This is a genomic window from Paraburkholderia sp. ZP32-5, from assembly GCF_021390495.1.
GTDB lineage: Bacteria > Pseudomonadota > Gammaproteobacteria > Burkholderiales > Burkholderiaceae > Paraburkholderia.
This window is the reverse complement of record NZ_JAJEJP010000003.1, coordinates 1,161,557-1,184,909: the sequence shown is the minus strand read 5'-3', so window position 1 is coordinate 1,184,909 and position 23,353 is coordinate 1,161,557. Positions and strand designations below refer to the sequence as shown.

The window sequence follows — 23,353 nt, the reverse complement described above, 5'->3', positions numbered from 1 at the left end:
CGCGATGAGCGCATTCGCCAGCAAGGGCGCGCGCATGTCGGTCGTGCCGGGGCAGCCGTCGCGCGGCGACGGCGAGCGCATCGAGGCACGTCTGACCGACGTCACGCGCATCTATCCGGGCAGCGGCGGCAAGCCGCCGTTTCACGCGCTCGGCCCATTGAGTTTCGAGTTGCGTGCCGGTGAGTTCTTCTCGGTGGTCGGACCGTCCGGTTGCGGCAAGTCGACGTTGCTCGACGTGCTGGCCGGACTCAATCCGGCGAGCGGTGGCAAGGTCGAATTCGAAGGGCGCGAGGTCGGGCGGCAGGTGCCCGACGGTGTCGCGGTCGTGTTTCAGGAAGACGCGAGTTTTCCGTGGCTCAACGTGTTCGACAATGCCGCGTTCGCCGCGCGTCGCGCGGGCATCCCGGACGGCGAAGTGCGCGAACGGGTCGAGCACGCGCTGTCGTTCATGGGGCTGAAGGCATTTGCGAACGCGTATCCCGCGCAACTGTCCGGCGGCATGCGTCAGCGCGTGTGCATCGCGCGCGCGATGGTGGTGCGCCCGCGCCTGTTGCTGCTCGATGAGCCGTTTGGCGCGCTCGATCAGCAGACCCGTCTGCTGATGGGCGATGAAACGCTGAAGCTGTGGCGCGACACCGGCGCGACCGTGATGCTGATCACCCACTCGATCGACGAGGCGGTGCTGCTGTCGGATCGTATCGGTGTGATGTCCGCGTGTCCGGGCCGCTTCATCGCGACGATCGAGACGAACTGGCCGCGCATGCGCGATAGTCAGATCGCCACCGATACGCGCTTCGGCGAACTGACCGCGCAAGTGTGGGGCCTGCTGCGCGGCGAGGCGATGAAGGCGCTCGGGAGCCAGACATGAGCGTGGCCGCGCGCTGGCGTATCGGTATCGTCGTCGCTTTCGTCGTGCTGCTGGAGATCGTTACGCGCATGGCGTGGATCAATCCGGTGTCGTTCATTCCGCCCTCGGCGATGGCGGCGAGCGCGTGGAATCTGCTGATCTCCGGTGAGTACACCAGCGACATTCTGCAAACGCTCGGCAGCGCGCTGCTCGCGGTGGCGCTCGCGGTCGTATTCGGCTTCTTCGGCGGCGTCGTGCTGTTCCGGCTGCCGCGTCTGCGCCGCGTGCTCGATCCGCTGCTGCTGTCGTACTACGCGGTGCCGGTGTTCGTGCTGTATCCGATCCTGATCGTGATCTTTGGACTGAACCGCTGGCCGCTGGTCGGCATCGGCTTCATCTTCGCGGTGGTGGCGATGGCGGTCAATACGCTGAACGGGCTCGAACGCGTGCCGCGCGTGATGCTAAGAACCGCGCGAGTGTGCCGCATGAGCACGTTGCAGGAGATCGGTCTGATCACGCTGCCGGCGAGCCTGCCGTATGTGTTCACCGGCATCAAGCTGACCGTCGTCTATGCGTTTATCGCGGTGGTGGCCGGCGAATTCGTGTTGTCGGGTTCCGGCTTCGGCTATCAGATCGCGTTCGCGTACAACGCGTTCGACAATCCGACGATGTACGGCCTGATGCTATTGATGCTGGTGTTCGTCGGCACGCTCAACGGCCTGTTGCGCGCGGCGGAAACGCGTCTGTACCGGCGCATCCGGCGGGAGGGCGCATGAGCACGATCGTCGTTTCGCACACGTCGCGGCCGCGCCATGCGCGCCGCTGGCTCGATGGCGTCGTGCTGGTCATCGTGCTGCTGGCGCTGTGGCAGATCGTCAGCGAACTGCTCGGGCCGACCGTGGTGACCACACCGTGGCGCACATTGTTGCGCGCGGTGCGCATCGTCAGCGATGTCGATTTCCCCGAAAGCCTGCGCGTGACGTCGATCGCGTTCGGCACCGCGTTCCTGATCTCGGCGGTGGGCGGCGTCGTGTGCGGCCTGCTGCTTGGCGCGCGGCGCCTCGCGGGCGAAGTCGCCGAACCGCTGATGATGGGCTTCTATTCGATTCCGAAGGTCACACTCTATCCGGTGGTGCTGCTCGCGTGCGGTCTCGGACTGTGGGCCAAGATCGTGTTTGGCGTGATCCACGGCATCATCCCGATCGCGCTGTTCACGATGAATGCGGTGCGCAACATGCCGCCTATCTACACGCGCGCCGCGCATACGTATCGGCTCGGGCCGGCGGAATTCGCACGGCACATTCTATTGCCCGCGTGCCTGCCGGAAGTGGTTGCGGGGCTTCGCATCGGCTTTTCGCTGACGCTGCTCGGCACGCTGATCGGCGAGATGTTCGCGTCGCAAAGCGGCATCGGCCGTTTGCTGATGATCGCGATGAACCGTAACGAGACGAGCACGATCATGGCGCTCGCGCTGATGCTGTTCGTGTTCGCGACGGTCGTCAATCTGCTGTTTCTGGCCTGGCAAAAGCGGCTTGCGCGCGACGCATAGCGATCGGTTTGGTGGCTCATGCTGGTGATTGATTCTAGCGGTCGATGCATGAGCCATGCCGTTGCGCCATCACGGAGATTCGCATGAACACCATCGATTCGCCATCTTCCAGCAGCACGCCTCGCACACTGTTCGACAAGCTGTGGGACAGCCACGTGATCGCGCATCTGGCGAGCGGCATCGACCTGTTGCAGGTCGACCGTCATCTGCTGCACGAACTGACCGGCGTCGAAGCAGTGCGCGTGATGGAAAAGCGCGCGCTCGCGGTCGACAGCCCGCACCAGACCTTCGCGACCATCGATCATGTGATCTCGACGCAACCCGGCCGCCGCGCCGGCGACGCGGACTGGAGCACCGAGATGGTCGACGCGATGCGCGCGCAGATGACGCATCACGCGATTCCAATCTTCGATATCGGCGCGCGCGGCCAGCAGGGCATCGTGCACGTGATCGGGCCGGAGTTGGGCCTGTCGCTGCCCGGCACGCTGCTCGTCTGCGCGGATAGCCATACCTGTACGCATGGCGCGATGGGTTCGCTCGCGTTCGGCATCGGCTCGACCGAGGTGGTGCATGTGCTCGCGACGCAGACGATTCGCCAGAAGCGTCCGAAGACGATGCGCGTGCGTTTTAACGGCAGGTTGCGCGAAGGTGTCGGCGCGAAGGACATGATCCTGTATCTGATCGGCCGGGTCGGCGCGGCGGGCGGCACCGGCTACGCGGTCGAATACGCGGGCGACGCGGTGAGCGCGCTGTCGATCGAGAGCCGGCTCACGCTGTGCAACCTGACGATCGAGATGGGCTCGAAGTTCGGCCTCGTTGCCCCCGACGACACGACGTTCGCCTATCTGCATGGCCGCCCGCATACACCGCGAGGCGACGCGTTCGATCGGGCCGTGGCCGACTGGCGCGCGCTCGCGAGCGACGACGGTGCGCGTTTCGATCGCGAGATCGATATCGACGCCGCCGAGATCGGCGTGCACGTGACGTGGGGTACGAGCCCCGAGCACGTCGTGTCGCTCGATCAGTGCGTGCCCGATCCGGATAGCGTCGCGGATGCGGGCAAACGCGGCGCATGGCGTAACGCGCTCGACTATATGGGCGTGAAGCCTGGCCAGCATCTCGGTGAGCTGAGCATCGACCGCGTATTTATCGGCTCATGCACGAATAGCCGCATCGAAGATCTGCGCGCGGCGGCCCGGGTCGTGAACGGCGCGCACGTCGCGCCGAACGTGAAGGCGTGGGTCGTGCCGGGCTCGCTGACGGTCGCGCGAGAGGCGCATGAAGAGGGACTCGATACGGTATTCGTCAATGCGGGATTCGAATGGCGCGAGCCGGGTTGCTCGATGTGCGTCGGCGCCAACGGCGACATCGCGGCGCCGGGCGAGCGCTGCGTGTCGACGTCGAACCGCAATTTCATCGGACGGCAGGGACCGGGCGCGCGTACTCATCTCGCGAGCCCAGCGGTGGCTGCCGCCAGCGCGATCGCTGGGCGCATCGTCGCGCCTACCCCTTCGATCGTATCGACGCCTGGAGCACAACGATGAAAGCCGTCACGCTGATTCGCGGCGCTGCCGCGCCGCTGTTGCGCAACAACGTCGACACCGACCTGATCATCCGCATCGAGCGGATCTCGCAACTGAAGCGCGGCCAGCTCGGCCCGTGGCTGTTCGAGACGCTGCGTTATCAGGGCGTCGGGCCAGAAAGCGGCGAGCGCGGCGACTTCATCCTCAACCAGCCGGCGTTTCGCGAGGCGCGGATCATCCTTGGCGGGCAGAACTTCGGTTGCGGCAGCTCCCGTGAGATGGCGGTGTGGGCGCTGGAGGAGCAAGGTATCGAGTGCGTAATCGCGCCTTCGTTCGGCGACATTTTCTACAACAATTGCCTGCAAAACGGCCTGCTGCCGATCGTGCTCGACGCCGCGCGTATCGCGACGCTCGCCGATGCCGCGAAGAGCGGCGCACCGTTCGAGGTCGATTTACGCAAACTGGAAATCCGCGCGCCGGGGCTCGAACCCGTTGCGTTCGCATTCGATGCCGCGCAACAGGCCGCGCTGCTCGAAGGCCTCGACGAGATCGACCAGACGTTGCGGCTGCGCGAGCAGATCGACGGCTTCCGCGCGGCCGACCGGCAGTCGCGTCCGTGGGCATGGCCGACGGACGCGCGCTAAGCCGATTCGATGATTTGATGATCGCAAATCGAAGCATCCACTTCATGCAAGGAGAACTGTCTTGAGCCGCTCAGCCCGTTTTCGCGCACTGTTTAAGCAGTCCGCGCCGTTCGTCTGCCTCGGCGCGCATGACGCGCTGACCGCCAAGCTCGCCGAAAATGCCGGCGCAAAGGCGATTTACGTGAGCGGCTTCGCATCGGCGGCGGTCGTCGCCGGCGAGCCGGATGTCGGCGTGCTGACGCAAACCGAAATGTTCGACCATATTCGCCGCATTTGTCGCGTCACGACGATTCCGGTTTTCGCGGATGCGGATACCGGCTATGGCGGCATTCTCGACGTGCAGCGCACGATCAGGCTATGGGAAGAAGCGGGCGCGTCGGTGTTGCATCTGGAGGACCAGGCGTTGCCGAAAAAATGCGGACACTTTGCGGGCAAGCAACTCGTGTCGACCGAGGAGATGCAATTGAAGCTGCGAGCGATGCTGGAGGCGAGGCGCGATCCGGACTTCTTCGTCGTCGCGCGCACGGACGCGATTGCGGTCACCGGTATCGACGATGCGTGCGATCGGCTCGAAGCCTACGCCGAGGCGGGCGCGGACGGTCTGTACGCTGACGCGCCGGAAAGTATCGAGCATATGCAGCAATTAACGAGGCGGCTCAAGCACCTGAACAAGCCGATCCTTTTCAACATGGCGCGTACCGGCAAGAGTCCTTATGTGTCGCTGGACGAAGCGTATCGGTTGGGCTTCGCGTACGCGCTGGCGCCGATCGAATCGATGACGGCCGCGCATAAGGCGGTCAAGGAGATGTTCGATATCTTCATGCGGGAAGGTACGACGGAGGCGGTTGCCGATCGGCTGACGACGTTCGATGACTTCAAGCGGTTTATTGGTTTGCCGGAGGCGGTGGAGACGGAGCGGCGGTTTGCATTGAACGTGAAGTGAGGACCGCGTCCTGTTATAAGGCGAAGCACGCTTCGCCGAAGAAGGGCGAACAGGCTGCGTCGCGCGGGGACCACAAGCTGAACGAAAACCGTGTCGTTGCGTATCTGCCAAGCGACCCCATTCCTACCAGGAAGAGCTTGCTGAAAAACGTGCTTGTGGGACCGCTCAGGTTCGACAGGCACGTGACCACTTTCGGAGGCTGGTAAATATTCTGGCGGCAGGAAGAACCAAGAACCAGGCACCTCGGCAACCGGTGCCCGCATCACCGCAGTTTCTCCAGACAGTCAAACTCGTTGAACTCCGCGCGGAGACCTGCCGCCATCGACATGATCCGCGCGCTCTACGGCCATTCAGCACGTCGGCTATCGGCTCATCCATTGATTTTTTTTCGGCTTGCAAGAACTGGGACTTGCCGGTAGTCTAAATATGTAGACTATGCGCGCAAGCAGACTTGCGCCGTGTTATTTGCCGCGCGTAGCTAGCCGGAAATGCCGCTCGCTCGTGTCGATATCAGCGAGCCCGCGGTACGTTTCCGCGACGGCGTTCGACCAGTGCTCGTGATGTTTGCTACCGGAATTCCAGTTGCGCCGGGCCGCCAGATTTCGGGGGAAGGTAGCGGGCCTGCCGTTTTGCGGGGCATTGGCATCGCGGCACTCCTTGTTGTCGGATCGTTCTGTTTATCTCGCCCCTGGCGAGCTCGCGGGCTGTATTGCGAAGGTTTGGGTACGTAGAAAAAGTGCCGCTGTAATGCTCGCGTCGTCTCCTTGTAAACGGCCTTGTCGCGGGCACGCGTTCTAAAAAAATAGATTATTGAATAGATGGTCGATGAGACCTTCGGCGGAGCCTGATGGCTCGGGGATACTCATGGAAGCAAATATGGAATCGTCGGTAGCGCAGACCCCTGAAGGCGAGCGGGAGCAGGTGAGTGCCTATGCGTGGAAAGTCCTCGCCGGTTCGGCCATCGGTTACGCGATGGACGGGTTCGATCTGATCATTCTCGGGTTCATGATGCCGGTTATCACGGTGTCGCTGGGACTCACCAGCGCGCAAGGTGGCGCGCTCGTCACGTGGACGCTGATCGGTACTGTGCTGGGCGGCTTTATCTTCGGTGCATTGAGCGATCATTTCGGGCGTGTCCGTGTATTGGCGTGGACGATTCTGGTCTTCGCGATCTTCACGGCCCTTTGCGCATTCGCCCGAGGTTTCTGGGATCTTCTCACCTATCGAACCATTTCCGGCATTGGTCTGGGTGGAGAGTTCGGTATCGGCATGGCGCTTGCCGCCGAAGCCTGGCCGGCCAACATGCGCGCGCGCGTATCCTCCTATGTCGCCCTCGGCGCGCAATGTGGCGTGCTTCTGGCTGCCGTGCTGACGCCGCTTCTTATTTCCCATATCGGCTGGCGAGGGATGTTCGTGATCGGCGTGGTGCCGGCCGTAGGCGCGTGGATCATGCGTCGCAAGCTGCACGAGCCCGAACTGTTCACTCGTACCGCCCGCGCCGAGAGAAAGAAACCGAACACATTCAGGCTACTGGTTGCCGACGCCCGCACGACTCGCGTCAGCATCGGGATCGTCATACTGTGCGCCGTGCAGAATTTCGGCTACTACGGAATCATGATCTGGCTACCCACGTTCCTGTCGAAACAAATGGGCTTTTCGCTCGGTAAATCAGGCTTGTGGACCGCCGTAACGATCCTTGGGATGATGGTTGGCGTTTGCATCTTCGGAAACCTCGCCGACCGCATTGGCCGCAAGCCAACGTTTCTGCTTTATCAACTCGGCGCGGTTGTGATGGTACTGGTTTATGCGCGCCTCAATGATCCCACTGTCATGCTTTGGGCTGGCGCCTTGATGGGCATGTTCGTCAACGGGATGATAGGCGGTTACGGAGCATTGATGTCCGAAGTCTATCCGACCGCGGCGCGTGCTACCGCGCAGAACGTTCTGTGGAATCTCGGCAGATCGGTGGGTGCTTTCGGTCCGGTCGTGGTCGGTTCCCTCGCATCCCGCTACTCGTTTCAGATTGCAATAGCTTTGCTGGCGAGTCTCTATGTGCTCGATATGATCGCGACACTATTCCTGATTCCGGAGCTGAAGGGTAAAGCCCTGGATTAAAGTGGTTCATGGCAGATCGAAGGATATCGAGCCGCCCGCCGCGATTCAATGACGCGATGTACGTTGCTTGCAACGAACGAAGCACCGCAAGCGTGGCTTGCCACTGGCGCCACGCCGCTCCTGCCAATGACGAGGCCGCAATGGTCATCGTCGCGCCGCCCCGCAATGCAGTCATGCCCGCGCGGGCGGCCTTCGCGCTTGATTATCGTGAAGCCATTGCGGCGGATTGCCTAAGTGCTTTCGTGATCAGGAGCGAGTCCCCAAAACCGCGGGCCGGTAATCCGGCGCCTCGTGTCGACGAGGCGCACGACGGCGTAGTGGGTTCGGCCGGTATTCCGGGCGCGGCAAGATCAACCATCGCGGCAGGGTAACGATTCAGGCGGGCAGTCGCCCGCCGGTGCTTCAGAACTTGTGACGGATGCCGACGCGGAAAAGCGCCTGGCGGTCATTTGACGAGTCACCCTGCAGTGAAATGTTCGCGACAGCCGGTGCGCCTAACGAGTTGGTCCCGCGCGCGAGCTGATAAGCGGCAGACAGATAGACATCCGTACGTTTCGAGATCAGATAATCCGCAAACCCCTCAACCTGGTGATACGTCTGGTCGCCGATGTCTCCCGAGACCGCGTTGCCCTTCATATAGTTGTAGGCGAGCCCCACGAACATCGTCGGCGTGAACCGGTACATTCCGTTCACTTCCACATCGTTGAACGTCGCCGTCGCTCCATTGAAGTTACCGATGTTCCCGTAACGGATGTTCGAATAGACAGCCGCGAGCAGCATTCGACCGAAGTTGTACGACCCACCGATGCCGGCAACCTGCCATGACGTTGCAGGATGCGCGCCGCTCAGGTAGCCCGAATTGATGGAGCCGAAAATCGACGTGCTGGTTGGCGCGACGGCGTTTGCGTTGCCATTCAATGCGCCGCCGATGCTGGAAGGATTCTTGAACATCTGATAAGCCACACCCAGGGCCAGCGGGCCACGGTGGTAGCCGGCGCCAAGCGAATAGCCGCTATTCTGTGATACCGAGCCGGCGATTCCGCCGACCATGACCAGTCCGCCGAAAGTCAAACCGTTCAGGTCCGGGGACGTGTACTTGATCGAATTGTTCATGCGGTAATTGTGTGCCGCATTGTCGAGATCGCCCGGGTGACTCAATGCATTGCCGTAGTCGGCCAGACCGAAGGTGAACGATCCGACGTAATCGGCGATGCTGTCGTACTGCCGGCCTAGCAGGATGCCGCCGTAGTGCCGGCTGCGCAGGCCGACGTAGGCCTGGCGCCCGAAGGGCGTGTTGCCTTGTCCAAACGCGCCGGAATTGATGTTGATGCCGGATTCAAGAGCGAAGACCGTACTTAGCCCGTCGCCGAGGTCTTCGACTCCGCGGATACCCCAGCGACTGCCCCATGGGCCCGAGAGCGAATCGAGGTTCCACAGTCTGCCTCCAACGTTGTGGCCGTTCACTACGTTTTTGGCATTGGTGTTGAATTGAAGACCCTCGTCGATAACGCCGTAGAGGGTCACGCTACTCTGTGCATAGGCGGGCAGCGCAAATGCCGCGAGAATCGCTGCCGCCATTGAATTTCTTTTCATTTGTATTTTCCAATTTTAATGATTTGGAATGCTCATGCGTTTGCCGAAACTCCACCCATTTGGAACAGTCGCAAACCTGTTGCTTCGCGGAATGATCGAAGGTTGAAAATTCAGCTGCCCTCCGCCGAATGCGCTTTCTCTGCGCGCGGTGAGGTCAACGGCCGTATCACCCGTTCCACGAATTGATGCTGCCATCGTTCAAAAAAAACGACAATGATAAAAAAATATATAACGATGTCGCCCAAAAGCCCGAACGACACGCGTTGTCGGATCTTTCTTTTCCTCTTATAGCCCGGACGCTATAATCTGATTTATTTTTGTATACAGGACGAATAGTGGCGAAACGCGGCCCAAAAGTTGAGCCAGCACCCGTCTCAGTGGACTTTGCGGACATCGGGGAGCGCCTGCGTGCGTATCGCCTGGGCAAAGAGCTCCGCTCCGACGACATTGCGGATAGATTGAACATTTCCCGCGCCGCGGTGTACAAGCTCGAGCGCGGCGAAATCGTCAAGATAGAAACACTAGGCCGACTCGCCAACCTGCTTGGTGTCAGTCTGCAGAATCTGCTCGGTATCGAGGCCGAGTATCACAACAACGCGGTCAGCTATTTCGAGCGGATGCGCCAGTTGGAGAGTCGCTGTGTCCGAGTGCTGGCGAACTTCGATCCGATTTCTTTCCTGCTGACGTCGCGGGCCTACAGCGGCTTCCTGCGGAAGATGCTGGAAGAAAACGTGCCGGAAGCGTTGGTCGATGACGCTTCGAAGTATCAGGTCGACAGGGTGCTGGAAATTCTGAGCGAGCGCAGAAAGAGCTTCGAGGCAACACGCCCTGGTGTTTTGAGCCTGATCGGACTGCGTCAAGTCGAGCAGTTCCTTCACCATGGTCTGGTCGGTAAGTTGAATCTGCCGCCCGGTCAACAGCTCGAACGTAAGATTGCGGCTCGCGATGAAGTGATGCACATGATCGAGTTGATCGAGAGCGAGCCCGTCGGCATCCAGATCGGTATCGTCAGCGACAACGTGCCGAACGAGAATTTCCAGATCTTCGAAGAAGCTGGCAAAACGCATGTCGCGGTGTCGCCATTCCGCCTGGGCGAGATGCCCAATATACGAAGTGGCATCGCGACGATCACGACATCTCCGGATGCGATCAACATGTACAGAGGGCTGATCCAGCAGCTTTGGGCGGGAGCGGCGAAGGGCAAGGAGGGCGCCGCGCTGCTCCGTGAACTGCTGCAGCGCTCCTGATCCGGATACCTGCGCGGCAACCTTTAGCGCTGCAGATAACGGTTGTACGGAACCGGATGCGCCCATGCCCTGCGCTGAAGTTCCGCAAAAAACGGCGACAGCCTGTCGGAATCGGCCCGTAGCCGATCGAGTTTCTCGATGACTGCCGGCATGAGGCGCGTCATGTCCTCGATAAGACCTGCTTCGTTGACGCAGGCCGATTTCCCGTCACGCACAACCTGACGGCCGTCGACCCAGACATGCCGCACCGCGCGGCCGGTTTCCGCAAAGACGATCTGGCGGACCACGCTATGCAGCGGCCGGTACGCCGGATCGTTCAGGTCGAGCGCTACGAGGTCCGCTCGCATTCCCGGCTCGATGGCGCCCAGTTCATCGTCCTTGCCGGCGCTGCGCGCGCCGCCGGACGTTCCGAGCCTCATCGCTTCGGCCGCGAGGGGCGCCGCTTCGTTCGGGTCGCTGATCCCGCCCAGCAGGCAGTACATCTTCATCACGGGAAACATGCTGTGAATGTCCGAGCAACTGCAATTGTCGCTACCAAGCGCAAGTCGAACATCGAGGTTCCGGTATGCCGCGATGGGCGCAACCCCATTGCGCAGCCGCAGGTTGCTGAGCATGTTGAGAACCACGCCGGTGCCGGTGCGCGCCAGATGCCCGATCTCGGCGTCATCGGGCCACACGCCGTGCGCAATGTTGACGTGCGGGCCAACGAGACCATGCTCCTCCATGTAGCGGATCACGGAGCCACCGTGCTGCGCGAAGTGCCGCTGAGCGAATATGCGCTGTGAGCGCGACTCGTACACGTGCGTGTAGACGGGCAAGCGATGTCTGTTCGCGAGTTCGGCCATTCCCGCAAGCAATTGCGGTGAGCAGCGCTGCGGCGCCGATGGGCTGAGCGCCCAGATCACCATGCCATCCCGGTCGCCCACCCGCGACAATTGCTTTTCGACAAATGCCAGTTGCCCTGCGGGCTCCTCGGCGTGTTCGCCGACCAGTGCATGGAGTTCCGGCGGTACCACTTCTCGCGCATCGAGGATGGTCGCGAGCTGCGAACGGTCACGCACCGTGATCGAATAAACGACGCGCAGTCCGGCTTCGCGATACGCATCCAGGATCGTGTCGACGACGCGATCCTCCATCGGCGCGAACGAGCTGAAATCCTGCACTGTAGTGACACCGTTGCGCAGGGCCTCGATCGCGCCAAGCAGCGTGCGCAGGCGGATTTCCTCGAGGCTGCGATGATTGGCGATCGGCCCGGCGATCAATCCCCATTGCTCGAGCGGCAGCGATTCGAAACAACCCTTCGCCAGTACGTCATGCGAGTGATAGTGAGCGTTGACGAAACCCGGAATGAGCAGATGGCCGGCCAGGTCGATCACCTCGGCGTCGCTGCGCATGTTTGCTGCCAGTGGACCAATTGCCTGAATTCTGCCGTCGACGACCAGCACGTCGGCGACCGCCGGCTTGTCGAGGTCACCGTCGTGCCGGAACACGCGAGCACCGGATAGCAGTAGAGGTTTCATTGCGTTGTTCATGTTTATGCCTCGTCGAGATTCGCCACGCTCAGGGCCTTGCGTGAGCGTGCGTCCAGCAGGCCCGATCCGACGACCAGCAAGGCGGCAAGCCCGAGGATCGTCGCGGCGATCGGCTGCTGCAGAAAGATCAGATAGGACCCGTCGCTGATTTCGAGCGACTGATGGAACGAGGTCTCGGTCAACCCGCCGAGCAGCAGTCCCATCACCAGCCCGACGACAGGAAATCCGTATCGCCGTGCCATGAAACCCACCACGCCGAAGATGACTGCCCACGCGACATCGAGGAAGCTCTGGTTATAGGCGTAAGCGCCGATCAGGCTGACGACCAGCAGGCACGGAACGAGCAACGGGGCGGGCGCAAGCGTGATCAACGCGAGCCATCGCGCGAACAGCAGACCGAACACGGTAAACAGCACAGCCCCGACCAGCATGCCGGCGAAGAACCCGTAGACGAGGTCGGGCTGGCTGGAAAACAGCATCGGGCCAGGCCGCAATCCGTGAATCGTGACCGCCACCAGCACCAGCGCGGTGCCGCCGCTGGCCGGAATGCCTAGCGTCAACGTGGGGATCAGCGCCGCATGGACGCATGCGTTATTGGATGCTTCCGGAGCGATGATGCCTTCCGGCGCGCCCTTGCCGAAACGTCCAGGCTCGCGCGCGACCCGAGTTTCGAACATGTGCGCGAGCAGGTTGGCGGTGACCGCGCCCACACCGGGGATGACGCCGCAGATCACACCGATGAGCGAGCCGCGAGCGAGCGCGGCGGGGTGCCTGAATACCTCGCGGACACCATCGGACAGACGGCCGTGCAACTGGCCGCTTTCGGAGATCTTGCCGCCAGCCACCATCAGATGCATCAGTTCCGCGACCGCGAACAAACCAATCAGCACCGGGACGAAGCCGATCTTCGATTCGAGCTCGACAAAGCCGAACGTGAAGCGCGGATACCCGAGGACATCGTCGGTGCCGACGAAACTGATCGCGAGGCCCAGTGCGCCCATCAACAACGCCTTGCTGGTGGAGCCGGTCGATGCGGCGGCAACGACGCACAGGCCGAGGACCGCCAGCGCGAAGTTCTCGGCCGGTCCGAAATGCAGCGCGACCGCGGCAAGCGGCTTCGACGCGGCGATCAGCGTGAACGAGCCGACCAGCGCACCGATAAACGAGGCAGTGATGGAGATGCCCATCGCGACGCGCGCCTTGCCTTGACGGGCCATCGCATAGCCGTCGAACGTAGTCGCCGCCGATGCCGGATCGCCGGGAACATTGATCGTAATGGCACTGATCGAACCGCTATAGGTTCCCGCGACATGGATGCTGGCCAGCATCAGCAGGCCAGCCAGCGGCTCCATGAAGAAAGTGAAGGGGAACAGGATGGCCATTGCCATTACCGGTCCCAAACCCGGAATCACGCCGATCCACAAACCAAGCAGCGTGGACAGTGCGATGACCTCCAGGTTGTGCCATTGCAATGCGGTGACGAGGCCGTTGAGAAGGAGATGCAACATAGTGCTCACCACCCTTGACGCATGAACATGGTTGAATCAGTTTTCGCAAAATGGATCGGATCGGCCGGCATCGCAATGCGCACCGCAGCGCAAAACTAGTGGGCAAACAACGCGGGCTGCGGAACGGTGATATTGACGACGGGGAAAAGCAGGCCGACAGCGAGGGCCATGCCGAGCGTGACGAGCAGAATAAGAAAATAGCGGCGATATCCGAGCAGAAGCGACAGTGCCGGAATGGCCAGAATCGTCGCCATCCAGAAGCCCAGTGCCCAAAGCACGACGCCGTACAGCGGCGGCACGATCAGTGCCAACGCCAGCCGCCTCGGGGCAATCGGCTCCGGCGCCCGCGGCGGCTTTTTTTCGCGTCCGCGAATCTGCGTCGCGATGGCGAGCCTCACACCGATCGCGGCAACGATCAGCGGAAAGAGCCGTGGGTCGGCCGGGTATGACATCGCCAGGCCGAACTGGATCACGAACACCAGTCCGATCACGCCCACGAAAATGCGCTCGCCGAGGGCCGGAGCCGGATGCCGGTTTTGCTGGGACATGGTGTTCGCTTACCCGAGCAGATCGCTTTTATATTCGTCGACCAGCGCATACAGGCTCTTGATCGACTGCCGCAGCTCCGCCGGAGTAATCGGCGCGATGAAAATGCCGAGCTTCTTTTGCGCCTCGATCGCGGCCGGGTCGGCCAGCGCCGCGGCGAAGGCGTCGGAGAGCTTCTTGATCCGGTCCGCGGGCACGTTCGGGCCGGCGTTCGCATAGATCACCTCGTTGACCGGCACGATGTCGTAACCGCATTCTTTGGCGGTGGGAACGTCCGGCAGAGCTGGATCGCGCCCGTTGCGAAAGACGACGAGGAAATTCACCGTGCTCGACCATTGGACCGAAGTCGAGCCGCCCATCGCGGCATCGACATGTCCGCCGGCGACGGCCGCATAGGCCGGCGCGGCGCCGTCGAAATGAACCAGTTGCAGTTTCAGGCCAAACTGCTTGTTGAGTATCGCCATCTGCAAGTGGCTCGGACCGCCTTTGCCGAGCGTGCCGATCGTCACCTTGCGCGACTTTGCCGCGTTGACGAGATCGGCGAATGTCTTGAACGGCGAATTCTTCAGCACGCAGATGTTGAACGCATTGCGGAACCAGCCGTATACGGGCTGGAATTCCGCAACCTTGTATTCAGCGCCGTAGATGACTTCGCCGAGCACCTCCTCGGGGCTGGCTTCAGTCATGATCGTCAGTCCATCGGGGTGGGCGCGATAAAGTTGGGTGCGGGCGATACGGCCGGATGCACCACGCACGTAATCGACGGTGCTGGAAAATCCATGCTGTTTGAGGAACGGCTGCAGCGCACGCGTCGATCCGTCGATCAGGCCACCGGGCGCCTGATAGATGACCCAGCGCAGATCGTGCTCGGGATAGGTAGAAGCAGCAAAGCTGACGTTGCGCGTCAGGGCCGCCATGGCGCCTAGCGCGGTGGCTCCCTTCAGCAGGCGACGGCGCGACAGAAGCAATTTGGTCATGATTCGATTTCCGGTCGAGAAAACCCGTGCAACGATTCTGGAGCGTTGACGGTAGAGGTCGGGGCTTGCCTGGGGCTCAACGATCGCGCTCGATCGCACGATCGTAGGCGAGCTTCGCCAACGCAATGTCGCAAACGGCCATGCCCTGCACGATGGCTAGAACGATGCCGTTGCCGGTGCGAGGCTGGTTGCTCGACAACAGCTCACCCAACGTCGCGTCGACTCGTTGCTCCATTCGTTCGCGTGTGATCTGTCCGGATTCAATCCAATGAGCGCCGTTTCCGGCATTGCAGACGAAATCAATTTCGTCGACAACGAACTTGTCCGCGGCCTCGAGCACGTCGACGTCGAACTCATGCTGGCCGCCGAGCGAGCAGACGAGCGCGCCGGGTTTGAGATCGGTCGCCTTGAAGAGGCGCTCGTCGGCATCGGACAACGTCACCACGATGTCCGCCGCGGCCACGGCCTCGGCAATGCTGTTCGCCGCGGAAAGCTCGTTCGACGTCAGTGCGCTCCATCGCTGCGCGGTGCTACGGGCACGCTCGGCCGAACGCGAGCTGAGAATGATGCGAAGGCCCGGGAACTGCGAATCGACGATACGAACGAACTGCTCCGCGATTCGCCCGGTTCCGATCAGTGCGAGTGTCGATGCCGTGGGTGCAGCCAGCTTGCGGCAGGCGACCAGCGCGCTCGACGCCGTACGCAACCTGTGCAACCAGTTCTCTCCAACGAAAGCGATGGGCGCCGCGGCGTCGAGACTCATCAGGTAGACATAGGAAGTACCATCGCCCAACAAAACATTGGAGTCGGCAACCAGCCGAAATCCGGCGACGTTCAGATTGTCGAGAATCGCGCCTTTGGTTTTGAACGTCGCCTGAGCGCCCGCGACACTGGCGAGCGTCATGGCCGACGGCTGCGACACCGACGCTCTTCCGCAGGCAACGTCCCGATAGCACTGCTGGATTACCTCGAATGCGTCCGCGCAATTCACGAGGGTTTGAACTTCCTGGTCTTCGATGATTTTGATCATTTGTGGTTTATCGATGTGTCAGTGCGAGCGGCACCAGGGTGAATCGCTGCTGCGTGCGGGCCAGAGGTTCGAGACGCGATCTGGTCGTGGCCGCCCCACGGGGTTTCGCTTGCGGAGATAACAGCCAGTACTCCGCCTCCCATCGGCGCTTGATGTTCCGCGCCGCCGGACACGAACATTCGCGTGTCACCCAGCAGGGATCCCAACACGCCTGAGGCAGCCGCTCTCATCTGCTTGTCGGGATCGACTTCGCTGGAGAACACGGTGGTCCGGTTGCCGCGTAGTTTTCCGTCGGCGGCAAGACCGGCCTTCAGGAAGACGGCCGCGAGATGGCCGCCGGATTTCATTCGACGGACGGCCTGGAATGGCTCGCCGGAAGTTCCGGCGATCACTGCCGCCATGCTGTCGACGTCCAGCAAATCGGCGAACAGACCGCTTCGAACACTCTGGTGTTCACCGGGACGATTGCCGAGCACGATGATCTCGGTGCGCGCGGTCTCGGTTCCGGAGAACACCATCGCGCGACGCGAGTACAGATCGGCGCGTCTGCCGATTGCGGCACTGTTGGCGGCATCGGCTGCGATCTCGCCGAGCGCGACGCCGATGCCGAGCGCCGCCGCGGCTCTGGCCGCCGAGGATCTGTTGGCACGCTCGCGCGCCTCGGCAGGCAAACCGGCGGCCATTGCGTGAGTAAGCAGAGGTGATTTCGCGAAGACCAATGCAACGTCTTTCGCGCCGATTCCGGCATCGGCGATTGCTCGGTCGACAGTGGCGCGAGTAATGGCGATGTGTCGATCGTTGACGAGATCCGACGGCGCCATCGGATCGGAATACGCCATGCCGAGCGCAAGTCCTTCGATACCGTCATCGCGCTCGGGCATGTCGACAAACAAATATCCGCCCGGCGTGATGATCCCTTCACAACCCATCGACAGAATCACCTGGCACGGCGCGGTGACGTTCGCCCGCTCCAGCGCGGTCTGTATGGCCAGCGTCGCGAGCGAGCGTCCGAAATCGTTAACCGTGGCTGTCCCTTCGGTTTTGGCGATGATGGCGAGCCGCGACGCTCTTCTGGCATCGATGCTTTCCAGCACGGCTAATAACGCCGCGCAGTCTGCCGGCGTCGACATTTCAAATCGAATTACACCAATACTCATCCGCCCGATCTCCTTCCCGTATCAACGACGCACCCGCGAGCGAGGAGGTGTGCGCCGGTCTTCTCATCGGGCGGCACGCCGCTGTTTGTGCATATTTTTTAGATACTGGATATTTTATGAGACTATGTCAAGCAACCAAAAAAGCTGCCGCGCCGGCCTCGCGTACTGTCCAACGTAGTGCCCGTTTGCCGCTGCTCGTCTGCCTGCTCGCGTGTGCTCCGGCGGGCCAGATTCGTACAGCATGCCTGCGTCAAAAATGAATGGGGAATCTCATTGACATGCATGCTGTTGCATCGATAGAAGCGGTGCTGGCGCGCTCAGTGTTTGAGCGCGCGGCCCTTCGTAAGCTGGGTCTTTTTTGACAGATATTGCTAATCCGCGTCGATGAAGCTAATCTTTTTTTTTAGAAAAAGGTGACGACATGGACTTACTTCTTGCGACTGTGTGGCTGGAACGCGATCGGGCAGGGTTCTCGGAACTCCGGGAATTCGCGAAGCAATGCTGGTCCGGTGCTCAACGCGCCGAACGCGACTCCGCGGCGCTTGTTTTGCTGGCCGAGCGTATCGCCGAGTTCGTCGATATGCATGCGGATACCGCTGTCAGTGCGGAGCTCGTCCATGAGTTTTTGATGGAGATGCGAGCGCACGCAACCGCGCTGAAGAAGGCAAGTGGTGAGTCCGATACCGCATTTGTCGACGCACTCAACAATTTTGCCGCTCATCGAGCGTCCCTAAAGTAGTTTGCATTGCGTCGGGCGTAAGGAGTTCTCGGTCAGTCGTCGCGAAGACGACTGACTATCCTCGCGAGTTTTACGTCCGCCTCGGCGGAACCGTTGGCAGAAAGAGTCGGTCGCTACCCCTCGTCTTTGGTATCGGGGATGCCGGAACACCTTGCGATCGTATTATTTTATAGATTAATGCAAATATTTGACTATAAATCTGGCGTTATTACCGTGATCGCGTGGTTCCCGCGTTGAGGCTCGGCGAGAAACGGATCCTCAGCGTGGTCGCTCATCGTCAATGCCCGATTGTCGTCGGCTCAATTTAGTGAATGACAGATTTATGGAAATCGTCGATCTCGCCGAACTTGCGCGAAAGCTGTTCGATGACATTCGAGCACTCTCATTCGATGGTGTAGGCATCACCCGTGATAGCTATGGAAGTGGCGAGACCGCCGCGGCGAACTATCTGCGACGATTCGCCGAGGAGCAGGGCCTGCGCGTCGAGGTCGATCGTGCCGCGAATCTCGTCTTCAGCCTTTCGGGCGTCGGCCCGGAACAGCCGGCTGTCTGGGTTGGATCGCATATGGATTCCGTTCCGCGGGGAGGCAATTTCGACGGTCTGGCGGGGATCGTGGCGGGGCTTTTGTGTCTCGTTGCACAAAAGCAAAGAGGCATGGGATCACAAACCGCATTGCGCGTGATTGCTTTGCGCGGCGAGGAGAGCGCCTGGTTCGGCAGGGCATATGTCGGTTCCAGCGCGATATTCGGCAAGCTTTCCGCGGACGACCTGCAGCTCAGGCATCGAACCTCGGGCCAGGCACTTTCAGGTTACATGGAAGACGTTGGAGCCGATACCGTCGCTATCGCGGCCCAGCAAGTGTTGTTCGATAAAACGAAGGCAAAAGCCTACCTGGAATTGCATATCGAACAGGGACCGGTGATGGTCGCGCGCAAGATTGCTCTCGGCATCGTACCCGGCATTCGCGGTAATGTCAGACACAAACGCGTGACCTGTATCGGGCAGGCCGGCCACTCCGGAGCGGTACCCCGTTGGCTGCGGCACGATGCGGTATTCGCGGTAGCGCAGCTTATTACTCGCCTCGATGAGCATTGGCGCGCGTTGCTCGAACGGGGCATCGACCTGGTTGTCACGGCCGGAATCATTGAAACCGATCCAGCTGTTCATTCGATTTCTCGCATTCCCGAAACGGTCAATTTCAGCTTCGAGGCGAGAAGCGAGTCTCGGGAGACACTGGAGAGCTTCTATCAGCTCATGCGGAGCGAGTGCTCGTCGATCGCCTGCGAGCGAGGTGTGACATTCGAATTCGACCGGGCCATCGAGTCCGCACCGGCAGTCATGGACAAACGAATCTGCGAGGCGTTCGAGCGCGCATGCGATCACATCGGAATACGTTGGGAGACGGTTCCCAGCGGCGCAGGACACGACGCATCGTTGTTCGCAAATGCCGGCATTCCCAGCGGCATGCTGTTTATCCGAAACGACAACGGATCCCATAACCCGCGCGAAGCGATGGAAATCGATGATTTCATGCTCGGCGTACGCGTGCTTGCTCGCACTATCGAGTGTCTTTGACGACTGGCATTGATTGAGGAACCTTGATGACTCAATCGATCACCATTCGTCGCCCGGACGATATGCACCTGCATCTGCGTTGCGATGAGATGCTTCGCACCGTATTGTGCTATTTCAATTGTCGAGTCGATCTGGTCGATTGCGAAAGCTCGACTTGCCTGCTGCGGCGATGCCGATACACCGCCTGCGGCCACGCGAAACAATCCTTCTGAGCCACCCTCGCATCGGCAGGCACGGCCCGTCGCCGCGCCATCCTGCATCAGCCTGCTCGAACCGGCGATAGCGCCGGCGTGATGGTGTCGCAATGTGGTTGCGATGTCGCATCGGGAGCATCGGGCGACGCGTTGAGAGCGGCGCCAGTGCTCGCGATGCCATTAACATCCATTGACAGACAGGTGCGAATCCGTGCGAATCCGCCGACGCCGTCGAGCCGAAGCGAAGCGAGGACTTCGCATCCGGCTTCGGCAAGCGCCGGCTGGAATGATCACGGCGTGCCTGTTCGACGTTGGCGAGACGCAAGCCATCAACGCTAAGGACATTCCGGATGAACGACACCGCGACGACCGATCTCACCGGTGCGCTTGCGCATTTCGCCTCGACGCTCGACGTGCGTGACGTTCCGGACGGTGTGAAAGCCGACGCCCGCCGTCTGCTGCTCGACTCGATCGGCTGCATGTTGGCGGCGACCCACACGCGTATCGCGCCGATCGCCTACGGTATGGCCGATTTTCTCGGCGCCGGCAACCTCGCTTCGATTGCCGGGCGGCGCGAGCGCGCGAGTCTCGCCGCCGCGCTGTACGCGAACGGACGGCTCGCCAACTGCATGGATCTCGACGAGACGTTTCCCGTCGGCCATCACTTCGGCGTTGGCGCGGTCGTGGCCGCGCTCGCGCTCGGCGAAGCGCGGCGCGCCACCGGCGCGCAACTGCTGCAGGCGTTGATCACCGGATACGAGCTCGGCGGGCGCGTCGCGAGCGCCAGCGGGCCGCCGATGTTCATCGAGGACGGCTTCGTGACGGGCTATCCCGATCTGTACAGTTTCGGCGCATCGGTGGTATTCGCGGCCGCGGGCGTCGCAATCCAGCTGCTGGGCCAGGACGCTGCGCTCGCGCGGCAAACGCTGGGCATCGCCGGATCGAACGCGCCGCTGCCGGTGATGAGCAAATGGTCGGAGTCGCCCGACCTGCCGGACTGCAAATACGCGGATGCCGGATGGGCGTCGCTGGCTGGTGTGTTCGCCGCGCAATCGGCGGCGCTCGGCGCGACCGGCTTCGGTACGATCTTCGACGGCGATCGCGGGTTGATCCGCATGTGCGGCACCGAAAGCTTCGATCCCGATACGCTGATCGGCGGATTCGGCTCGCGCTGGATGCTTTCCGACATCACGTACAAGCCGTGGCCGACGTGCCGCTGGACGCATCAGCCGCTGACCGCGCTCGACTGGGCCGGCCACGGTGCCGGTGTCGATGTGGCGAAGATCGCGTCCGTGCTGATCGAAACCAACGTGCTGCTGTGCACGCCGCGTTTTCGCAATCCGACGCCGCGCACGTTCTGCGCGCGCCAGTTCAGCATCCCGCATGCGGTCGCGATGCTGTTGCTGAACGTGCCGGTCGGTCCCGCGTGGCTCGACGAACGTCAGGATGACGACCCCCGCGTGGTCGCGCTGCGCAACAAGGTCACCGTGTCGCATTGGGACCGCGCGAACGCGTTCTCGCAGCACATCGTGCACGGTCAGGTGCGCAATATGCCGGCGCGCGCCACGATCACGCTGACGAGCGGCGAAACCTTCACGGCGGAAACGGAATTCGCGCTGGGCGACCCGTGGGAGCGCGATACCGCGTGGTCGGACGAAGATGTGATCGCGAAATTTCGCATCGCCTGCGGCCTCGACAGCGCGCGTGCCGATGCACTGATCGAGGCGGTGATGAACGTCGACACGCTGAGCGATATCGAGCCGATCGTCGGCGCGTTACGCGTGATTTGACGGCGCGGCTTCCGCGCAAGCAGACGCAAGCGAACGCGAGCCGACGCAAATGTCGCGTGCCTCGCCGCACACGATACGCGGCGCACCTGGCGCACCTGGCGCATCGCGCGGCGCATTCGGAGCGACAGTACGCGATTCTGGTCAGGCACTATCGATTCATCCAACGATTCATGACTTCTGCCCGAGGTACAGCGCATATGCAATATCTGACTGGCAAGCCGACCATCCCCGAACTGATGCGCCAGCGTGCGCGTGAACAGCCCGAGCACGTGTACTGCACGTTCGAAGGCCAAAGCCTCACGATGTCGGAGCTGGACCGGCGCACGGACGCGCTTGCCGCTGCGCTGCTCGCAACCGGGCTCGAACGCGGCGACCGCATCTGTCTGATGCTGCCGAATTCGCTGGAACATGTGCTGCTGTTTTTCGCGTGCATCAAGGCCGGGCTCGTGCAGGTGCCGGTCAACGTCAAGCACACGGGCGCATCGTTGCAATTCCTGCTCGAACATTCGCAGCCGAAAGCGTTGATCGCCGATACGGCGCTCGCCGCGCAGGTGCTGCCGGTGCTCGACGACGTGCATCTGTCGCAGGTGTTCTGGCATCGCGGTGTGCCTGACGGCGCGCCCGCCGCGCATCGCGATCTCGAAGCGCTGCTCGTGCAGCGCGACACCGCCGCGCTGCATGGCGGTCCGCAGCCCGACGATCTGCTGTTTCTGACCTACACGTCCGGCACGACGGGCATGCCGAAGGGGGTGATGGTCACCGAGAAAATGGTGCGCGCCACCGCGCTCGGCTGCATCCTGATTGCCGATCTGAAGCGTCATGACGTGTTTTATCTGTGGGAGCCGTTCTATCACGTCACCGGCAGCGAAACGCTCGTGATCGGCATCATGGAACCGATCACGCTGGCGATCGCCGCGCGTTTCAGCGCGTCGCGCTTCTGGGACGAATGCCGCGCGTGCGGCGCGACGCATATGCACTTTGTCGGCGGCGTACTGCAACTGCTGCTGCGTCAGCCGCCCTCGCCGCAAGACCGCGACCATCGGGTGCGGATCGCATGGGGCGGCGGTTGCCCGGTGCAGACGTGGAACGTGTTTCAGGACCGCTTCGGTGTCGAGATTCGCGAAGGCTACGGCATGACCGAAACCTCGAGCTTCGCGACCATCAACCTCGACAACAAGATCGGTACAGTCGGCACGGCGATCCCGTGGTTCGACGTGCGCGTGGTCGATATCGACACCGGCGAGCCGGTCGCGGCGAACGTCGAAGGGCAGGTCGTCGTGAAGGCACTCGAACCGGGTCTTCTGACGGCGGGTTATTTCAACAACCCCGAGGCGACGCGCGGGCTCGTCCTCGATGGCTGGCTGCAAACCGGCGATCGCGGCTATCTCGACGACGAAGGCCATCTGATATTCAAAGGCCGCATCAAGGATTCGGTGCGGCGGCGTGGCGAAAATATTTCGGCGTGGGAAGTGGAGCGCGTCATCAATGCCCATCCCGAAGTCGAGGAGAGTGCACTGGTTGGCGTCGTCAATGAGTTCAACGACGAGGATCTGAAAATTTTCGTACGCCGCTCGACCGGCGCGACGCTGAACGAGCGCGACCTGATCGCGTGGTGCAAGCCGAAGATGCCGTCATTCCAGGTGCCGCGCTTCGTCGCCTTCGTCGACGCGTTCAGCAAGACGCCGTCGGAGCGCATCCAGAAGAAGGAATTATCGAAATCGATCACCGATTGCTGGGACGGCGAGAAGGCGTGAGCGCCGCCCAGCATCGCTTCCGTTTACCGGTACGAGCGAGCGGCGGCCAACCGGCCCGACCTCTCACGACCTGACTTACACGATCCGAG

The 23,353-nt window shown here is 61.7% G+C and carries 21 protein-coding genes; 14 read left to right on the top strand and 7 right to left on the bottom strand.

The features are described 5' to 3' along the window. The first annotated feature begins 4 nt into the window (after positions 1 to 4). From L0U82_RS37800 to L0U82_RS37765, 8 genes are all read left to right on the top strand, one after another. The gene (locus L0U82_RS37800; RefSeq protein WP_233838939.1) at positions 5 to 868 is read left to right on the top strand and encodes an ABC transporter ATP-binding protein; all 864 of its coding nucleotides are present in this window, start codon (positions 5 to 7) and stop codon (positions 866 to 868) included. Then, positions 865 to 1,623: an ABC transporter permease gene (locus L0U82_RS37795; RefSeq protein ID WP_233838938.1), complete on the top strand. Its 759-nt coding sequence runs from the start codon at positions 865 to 867 to the stop codon at positions 1,621 to 1,623. Before L0U82_RS37800 ends, L0U82_RS37795 begins: the two co-directional genes overlap by 4 nt. Further along, positions 1,620 to 2,396: an ABC transporter permease gene (locus L0U82_RS37790; RefSeq protein WP_233838937.1), complete on the top strand. Its 777-nt coding sequence runs from the start codon at positions 1,620 to 1,622 to the stop codon at positions 2,394 to 2,396. The genes L0U82_RS37795 and L0U82_RS37790 overlap by 4 nt, the downstream gene beginning before the upstream one ends. Before the next feature lie 83 nt (positions 2,397 to 2,479). Further along, the gene (leuC, locus tag L0U82_RS37785) at positions 2,480 to 3,940 is read left to right on the top strand and encodes a 3-isopropylmalate dehydratase large subunit (RefSeq protein ID WP_233838936.1); all 1,461 of its coding nucleotides are present in this window, start codon (positions 2,480 to 2,482) and stop codon (positions 3,938 to 3,940) included. Continuing rightward, complete coding sequence (gene leuD / locus L0U82_RS37780) at positions 3,937 to 4,563, top strand: 3-isopropylmalate dehydratase small subunit (RefSeq protein WP_233838935.1); 627 nt, start codon at positions 3,937 to 3,939, stop codon at positions 4,561 to 4,563. The genes leuC and leuD overlap by 4 nt, the downstream gene beginning before the upstream one ends. A 61-nt stretch (positions 4,564 to 4,624) precedes the next feature. Beyond that, on the top strand, positions 4,625 to 5,506 hold the full coding sequence (locus tag L0U82_RS37775; RefSeq protein WP_233838934.1) for an isocitrate lyase/PEP mutase family protein: 882 nt from the start codon (positions 4,625 to 4,627) through the stop codon (positions 5,504 to 5,506). 864 nt (positions 5,507 to 6,370) lie between these two features. Then, complete coding sequence (locus L0U82_RS37770; RefSeq protein ID WP_233838933.1) at positions 6,371 to 7,621, top strand: MFS transporter; 1,251 nt, start codon at positions 6,371 to 6,373, stop codon at positions 7,619 to 7,621. Positions 7,622 to 7,761: 140 nt separating this feature from the next. Further along, complete coding sequence (locus L0U82_RS37765; RefSeq protein WP_233838932.1) at positions 7,762 to 7,992, top strand: hypothetical protein; 231 nt, start codon at positions 7,762 to 7,764, stop codon at positions 7,990 to 7,992. A 31-nt stretch (positions 7,993 to 8,023) separates the two neighbouring features. On the opposite strand, the gene L0U82_RS37760 is transcribed toward L0U82_RS37765, so the two are convergent. After that, positions 8,024 to 9,214: a porin gene (locus L0U82_RS37760; RefSeq protein WP_233838931.1), complete on the bottom strand. Its 1,191-nt coding sequence runs from the start codon at positions 9,212 to 9,214 to the stop codon at positions 8,024 to 8,026. 377 nt (positions 9,215 to 9,591) lie between these two features. On the opposite strand from L0U82_RS37760, the gene L0U82_RS37755 reads away from it, so the two are divergent. After that, positions 9,592 to 10,461, top strand: a complete 870-nt coding sequence (locus L0U82_RS37755) for a helix-turn-helix domain-containing protein (RefSeq protein WP_233838930.1) — start codon at positions 9,592 to 9,594, stop codon at positions 10,459 to 10,461. Between the two features lie 23 nt (positions 10,462 to 10,484). Here L0U82_RS37755 and L0U82_RS37750 read toward each other — a convergent pair whose 3' ends face one another. Further along, positions 10,485 to 11,855 carry an amidohydrolase family protein gene (locus L0U82_RS37750; protein ID WP_233839384.1) on the bottom strand — a complete coding sequence of 457 codons (1,371 nt, stop codon included), beginning with the start codon at positions 11,853 to 11,855 and terminating at the stop codon, positions 10,485 to 10,487. Between L0U82_RS37750 and L0U82_RS37745 the strand changes: the two genes are divergently transcribed. After that, positions 11,817 to 11,966, top strand: a complete 150-nt coding sequence (locus tag L0U82_RS37745; protein WP_233839454.1) for a hypothetical protein — start codon at positions 11,817 to 11,819, stop codon at positions 11,964 to 11,966. The genes L0U82_RS37750 and L0U82_RS37745 overlap by 39 nt on opposite strands. Before the next feature lie 29 nt (positions 11,967 to 11,995). On the opposite strand, the gene L0U82_RS37740 is transcribed toward L0U82_RS37745, so the two are convergent. The 5 genes from L0U82_RS37740 to L0U82_RS37720 form a co-directional block, all read right to left on the bottom strand. Then, entirely contained in the window at positions 11,996 to 13,501 is a 1,506-nt protein-coding gene (locus L0U82_RS37740; protein WP_233838929.1) for a tripartite tricarboxylate transporter permease, read from the bottom strand. Between the two features lie 95 nt (positions 13,502 to 13,596). Further along, complete coding sequence (locus L0U82_RS37735) at positions 13,597 to 13,998, bottom strand: tripartite tricarboxylate transporter TctB family protein (protein ID WP_233838928.1); 402 nt, start codon at positions 13,996 to 13,998, stop codon at positions 13,597 to 13,599. Positions 13,999 to 14,058: 60 nt separating this feature from the next. Then, positions 14,059 to 15,123, bottom strand: a complete 1,065-nt coding sequence (locus L0U82_RS37730; RefSeq protein WP_233838927.1) for a Bug family tripartite tricarboxylate transporter substrate binding protein — start codon at positions 15,121 to 15,123, stop codon at positions 14,059 to 14,061. Further along, positions 15,101 to 16,054, bottom strand: a complete 954-nt coding sequence (locus tag L0U82_RS37725; protein ID WP_233838926.1) for a hypothetical protein — start codon at positions 16,052 to 16,054, stop codon at positions 15,101 to 15,103. The genes L0U82_RS37730 and L0U82_RS37725 overlap by 23 nt, the downstream gene beginning before the upstream one ends. Continuing rightward, entirely contained in the window at positions 16,051 to 17,211 is a 1,161-nt protein-coding gene (locus L0U82_RS37720; protein ID WP_233838925.1) for a ring-opening amidohydrolase, read from the bottom strand. Before L0U82_RS37720 ends, L0U82_RS37725 begins: the two co-directional genes overlap by 4 nt. A gap of 421 nt (positions 17,212 to 17,632) precedes the next feature. On the opposite strand from L0U82_RS37720, the gene L0U82_RS37715 reads away from it, so the two are divergent. The 4 genes from L0U82_RS37715 to L0U82_RS37700 all read left to right on the top strand — a co-directional run bounded on the left by L0U82_RS37715 (position 17,633) and on the right by L0U82_RS37700 (position 23,264). After that, positions 17,633 to 17,950, top strand: a complete 318-nt coding sequence (locus L0U82_RS37715) for a hypothetical protein (RefSeq protein ID WP_233838924.1) — start codon at positions 17,633 to 17,635, stop codon at positions 17,948 to 17,950. 322 nt (positions 17,951 to 18,272) lie between these two features. Beyond that, entirely contained in the window at positions 18,273 to 19,526 is a 1,254-nt protein-coding gene (locus L0U82_RS37710) for an allantoate amidohydrolase (RefSeq protein ID WP_233838923.1), read from the top strand. Between the two features lie 544 nt (positions 19,527 to 20,070). Further along, positions 20,071 to 21,510, top strand: coding sequence for an MmgE/PrpD family protein (locus L0U82_RS37705; RefSeq protein WP_233838922.1), 1,440 nt, complete (start codon positions 20,071 to 20,073; stop codon positions 21,508 to 21,510). Between the two features lie 197 nt (positions 21,511 to 21,707). Beyond that, entirely contained in the window at positions 21,708 to 23,264 is a 1,557-nt protein-coding gene (locus L0U82_RS37700) for a class I adenylate-forming enzyme family protein (protein WP_233838921.1), read from the top strand. Positions 23,265 to 23,353: the final 89 nt, after the last annotated feature.

Coding starts and splice junctions, on each gene's coding strand:
- L0U82_RS37715 (WP_233838924.1), top strand. CDS start 17,633: ATGGACTTACTTCTTGCGACTGTGTGGCTGGAACGCGATCGGGCAGGG.
- L0U82_RS37770 (WP_233838933.1), top strand. CDS start 6,371: ATGGAAGCAAATATGGAATCGTCGGTAGCGCAGACCCCTGAAGGCGAG.
- L0U82_RS37700 (WP_233838921.1), top strand. CDS start 21,708: ATGCAATATCTGACTGGCAAGCCGACCATCCCCGAACTGATGCGCCAG.
- leuC (WP_233838936.1), top strand. CDS start 2,480: ATGAACACCATCGATTCGCCATCTTCCAGCAGCACGCCTCGCACACTG.
- L0U82_RS37710 (WP_233838923.1), top strand. CDS start 18,273: ATGGAAATCGTCGATCTCGCCGAACTTGCGCGAAAGCTGTTCGATGAC.
- L0U82_RS37790 (WP_233838937.1), top strand. CDS start 1,620: ATGAGCACGATCGTCGTTTCGCACACGTCGCGGCCGCGCCATGCGCGC.
- L0U82_RS37720 (WP_233838925.1), bottom strand. CDS start 17,211: ATGAGTATTGGTGTAATTCGATTTGAAATGTCGACGCCGGCAGACTGC.
- L0U82_RS37725 (WP_233838926.1), bottom strand. CDS start 16,054: ATGATCAAAATCATCGAAGACCAGGAAGTTCAAACCCTCGTGAATTGC.
- L0U82_RS37795 (WP_233838938.1), top strand. CDS start 865: ATGAGCGTGGCCGCGCGCTGGCGTATCGGTATCGTCGTCGCTTTCGTC.
- L0U82_RS37740 (WP_233838929.1), bottom strand. CDS start 13,501: ATGTTGCATCTCCTTCTCAACGGCCTCGTCACCGCATTGCAATGGCAC.
- L0U82_RS37750 (WP_233839384.1), bottom strand. CDS start 11,855: ATGCGCAGCGACGCCGAGGTGATCGACCTGGCCGGCCATCTGCTCATT.
- L0U82_RS37800 (WP_233838939.1), top strand. CDS start 5: ATGAGCGCATTCGCCAGCAAGGGCGCGCGCATGTCGGTCGTGCCGGGG.
- L0U82_RS37760 (WP_233838931.1), bottom strand. CDS start 9,214: ATGAAAAGAAATTCAATGGCGGCAGCGATTCTCGCGGCATTTGCGCTG.
- L0U82_RS37745 (WP_233839454.1), top strand. CDS start 11,817: ATGGCCGGCCAGGTCGATCACCTCGGCGTCGCTGCGCATGTTTGCTGC.
- L0U82_RS37765 (WP_233838932.1), top strand. CDS start 7,762: ATGGTCATCGTCGCGCCGCCCCGCAATGCAGTCATGCCCGCGCGGGCG.
- leuD (WP_233838935.1), top strand. CDS start 3,937: ATGAAAGCCGTCACGCTGATTCGCGGCGCTGCCGCGCCGCTGTTGCGC.
- L0U82_RS37705 (WP_233838922.1), top strand. CDS start 20,071: ATGAACGACACCGCGACGACCGATCTCACCGGTGCGCTTGCGCATTTC.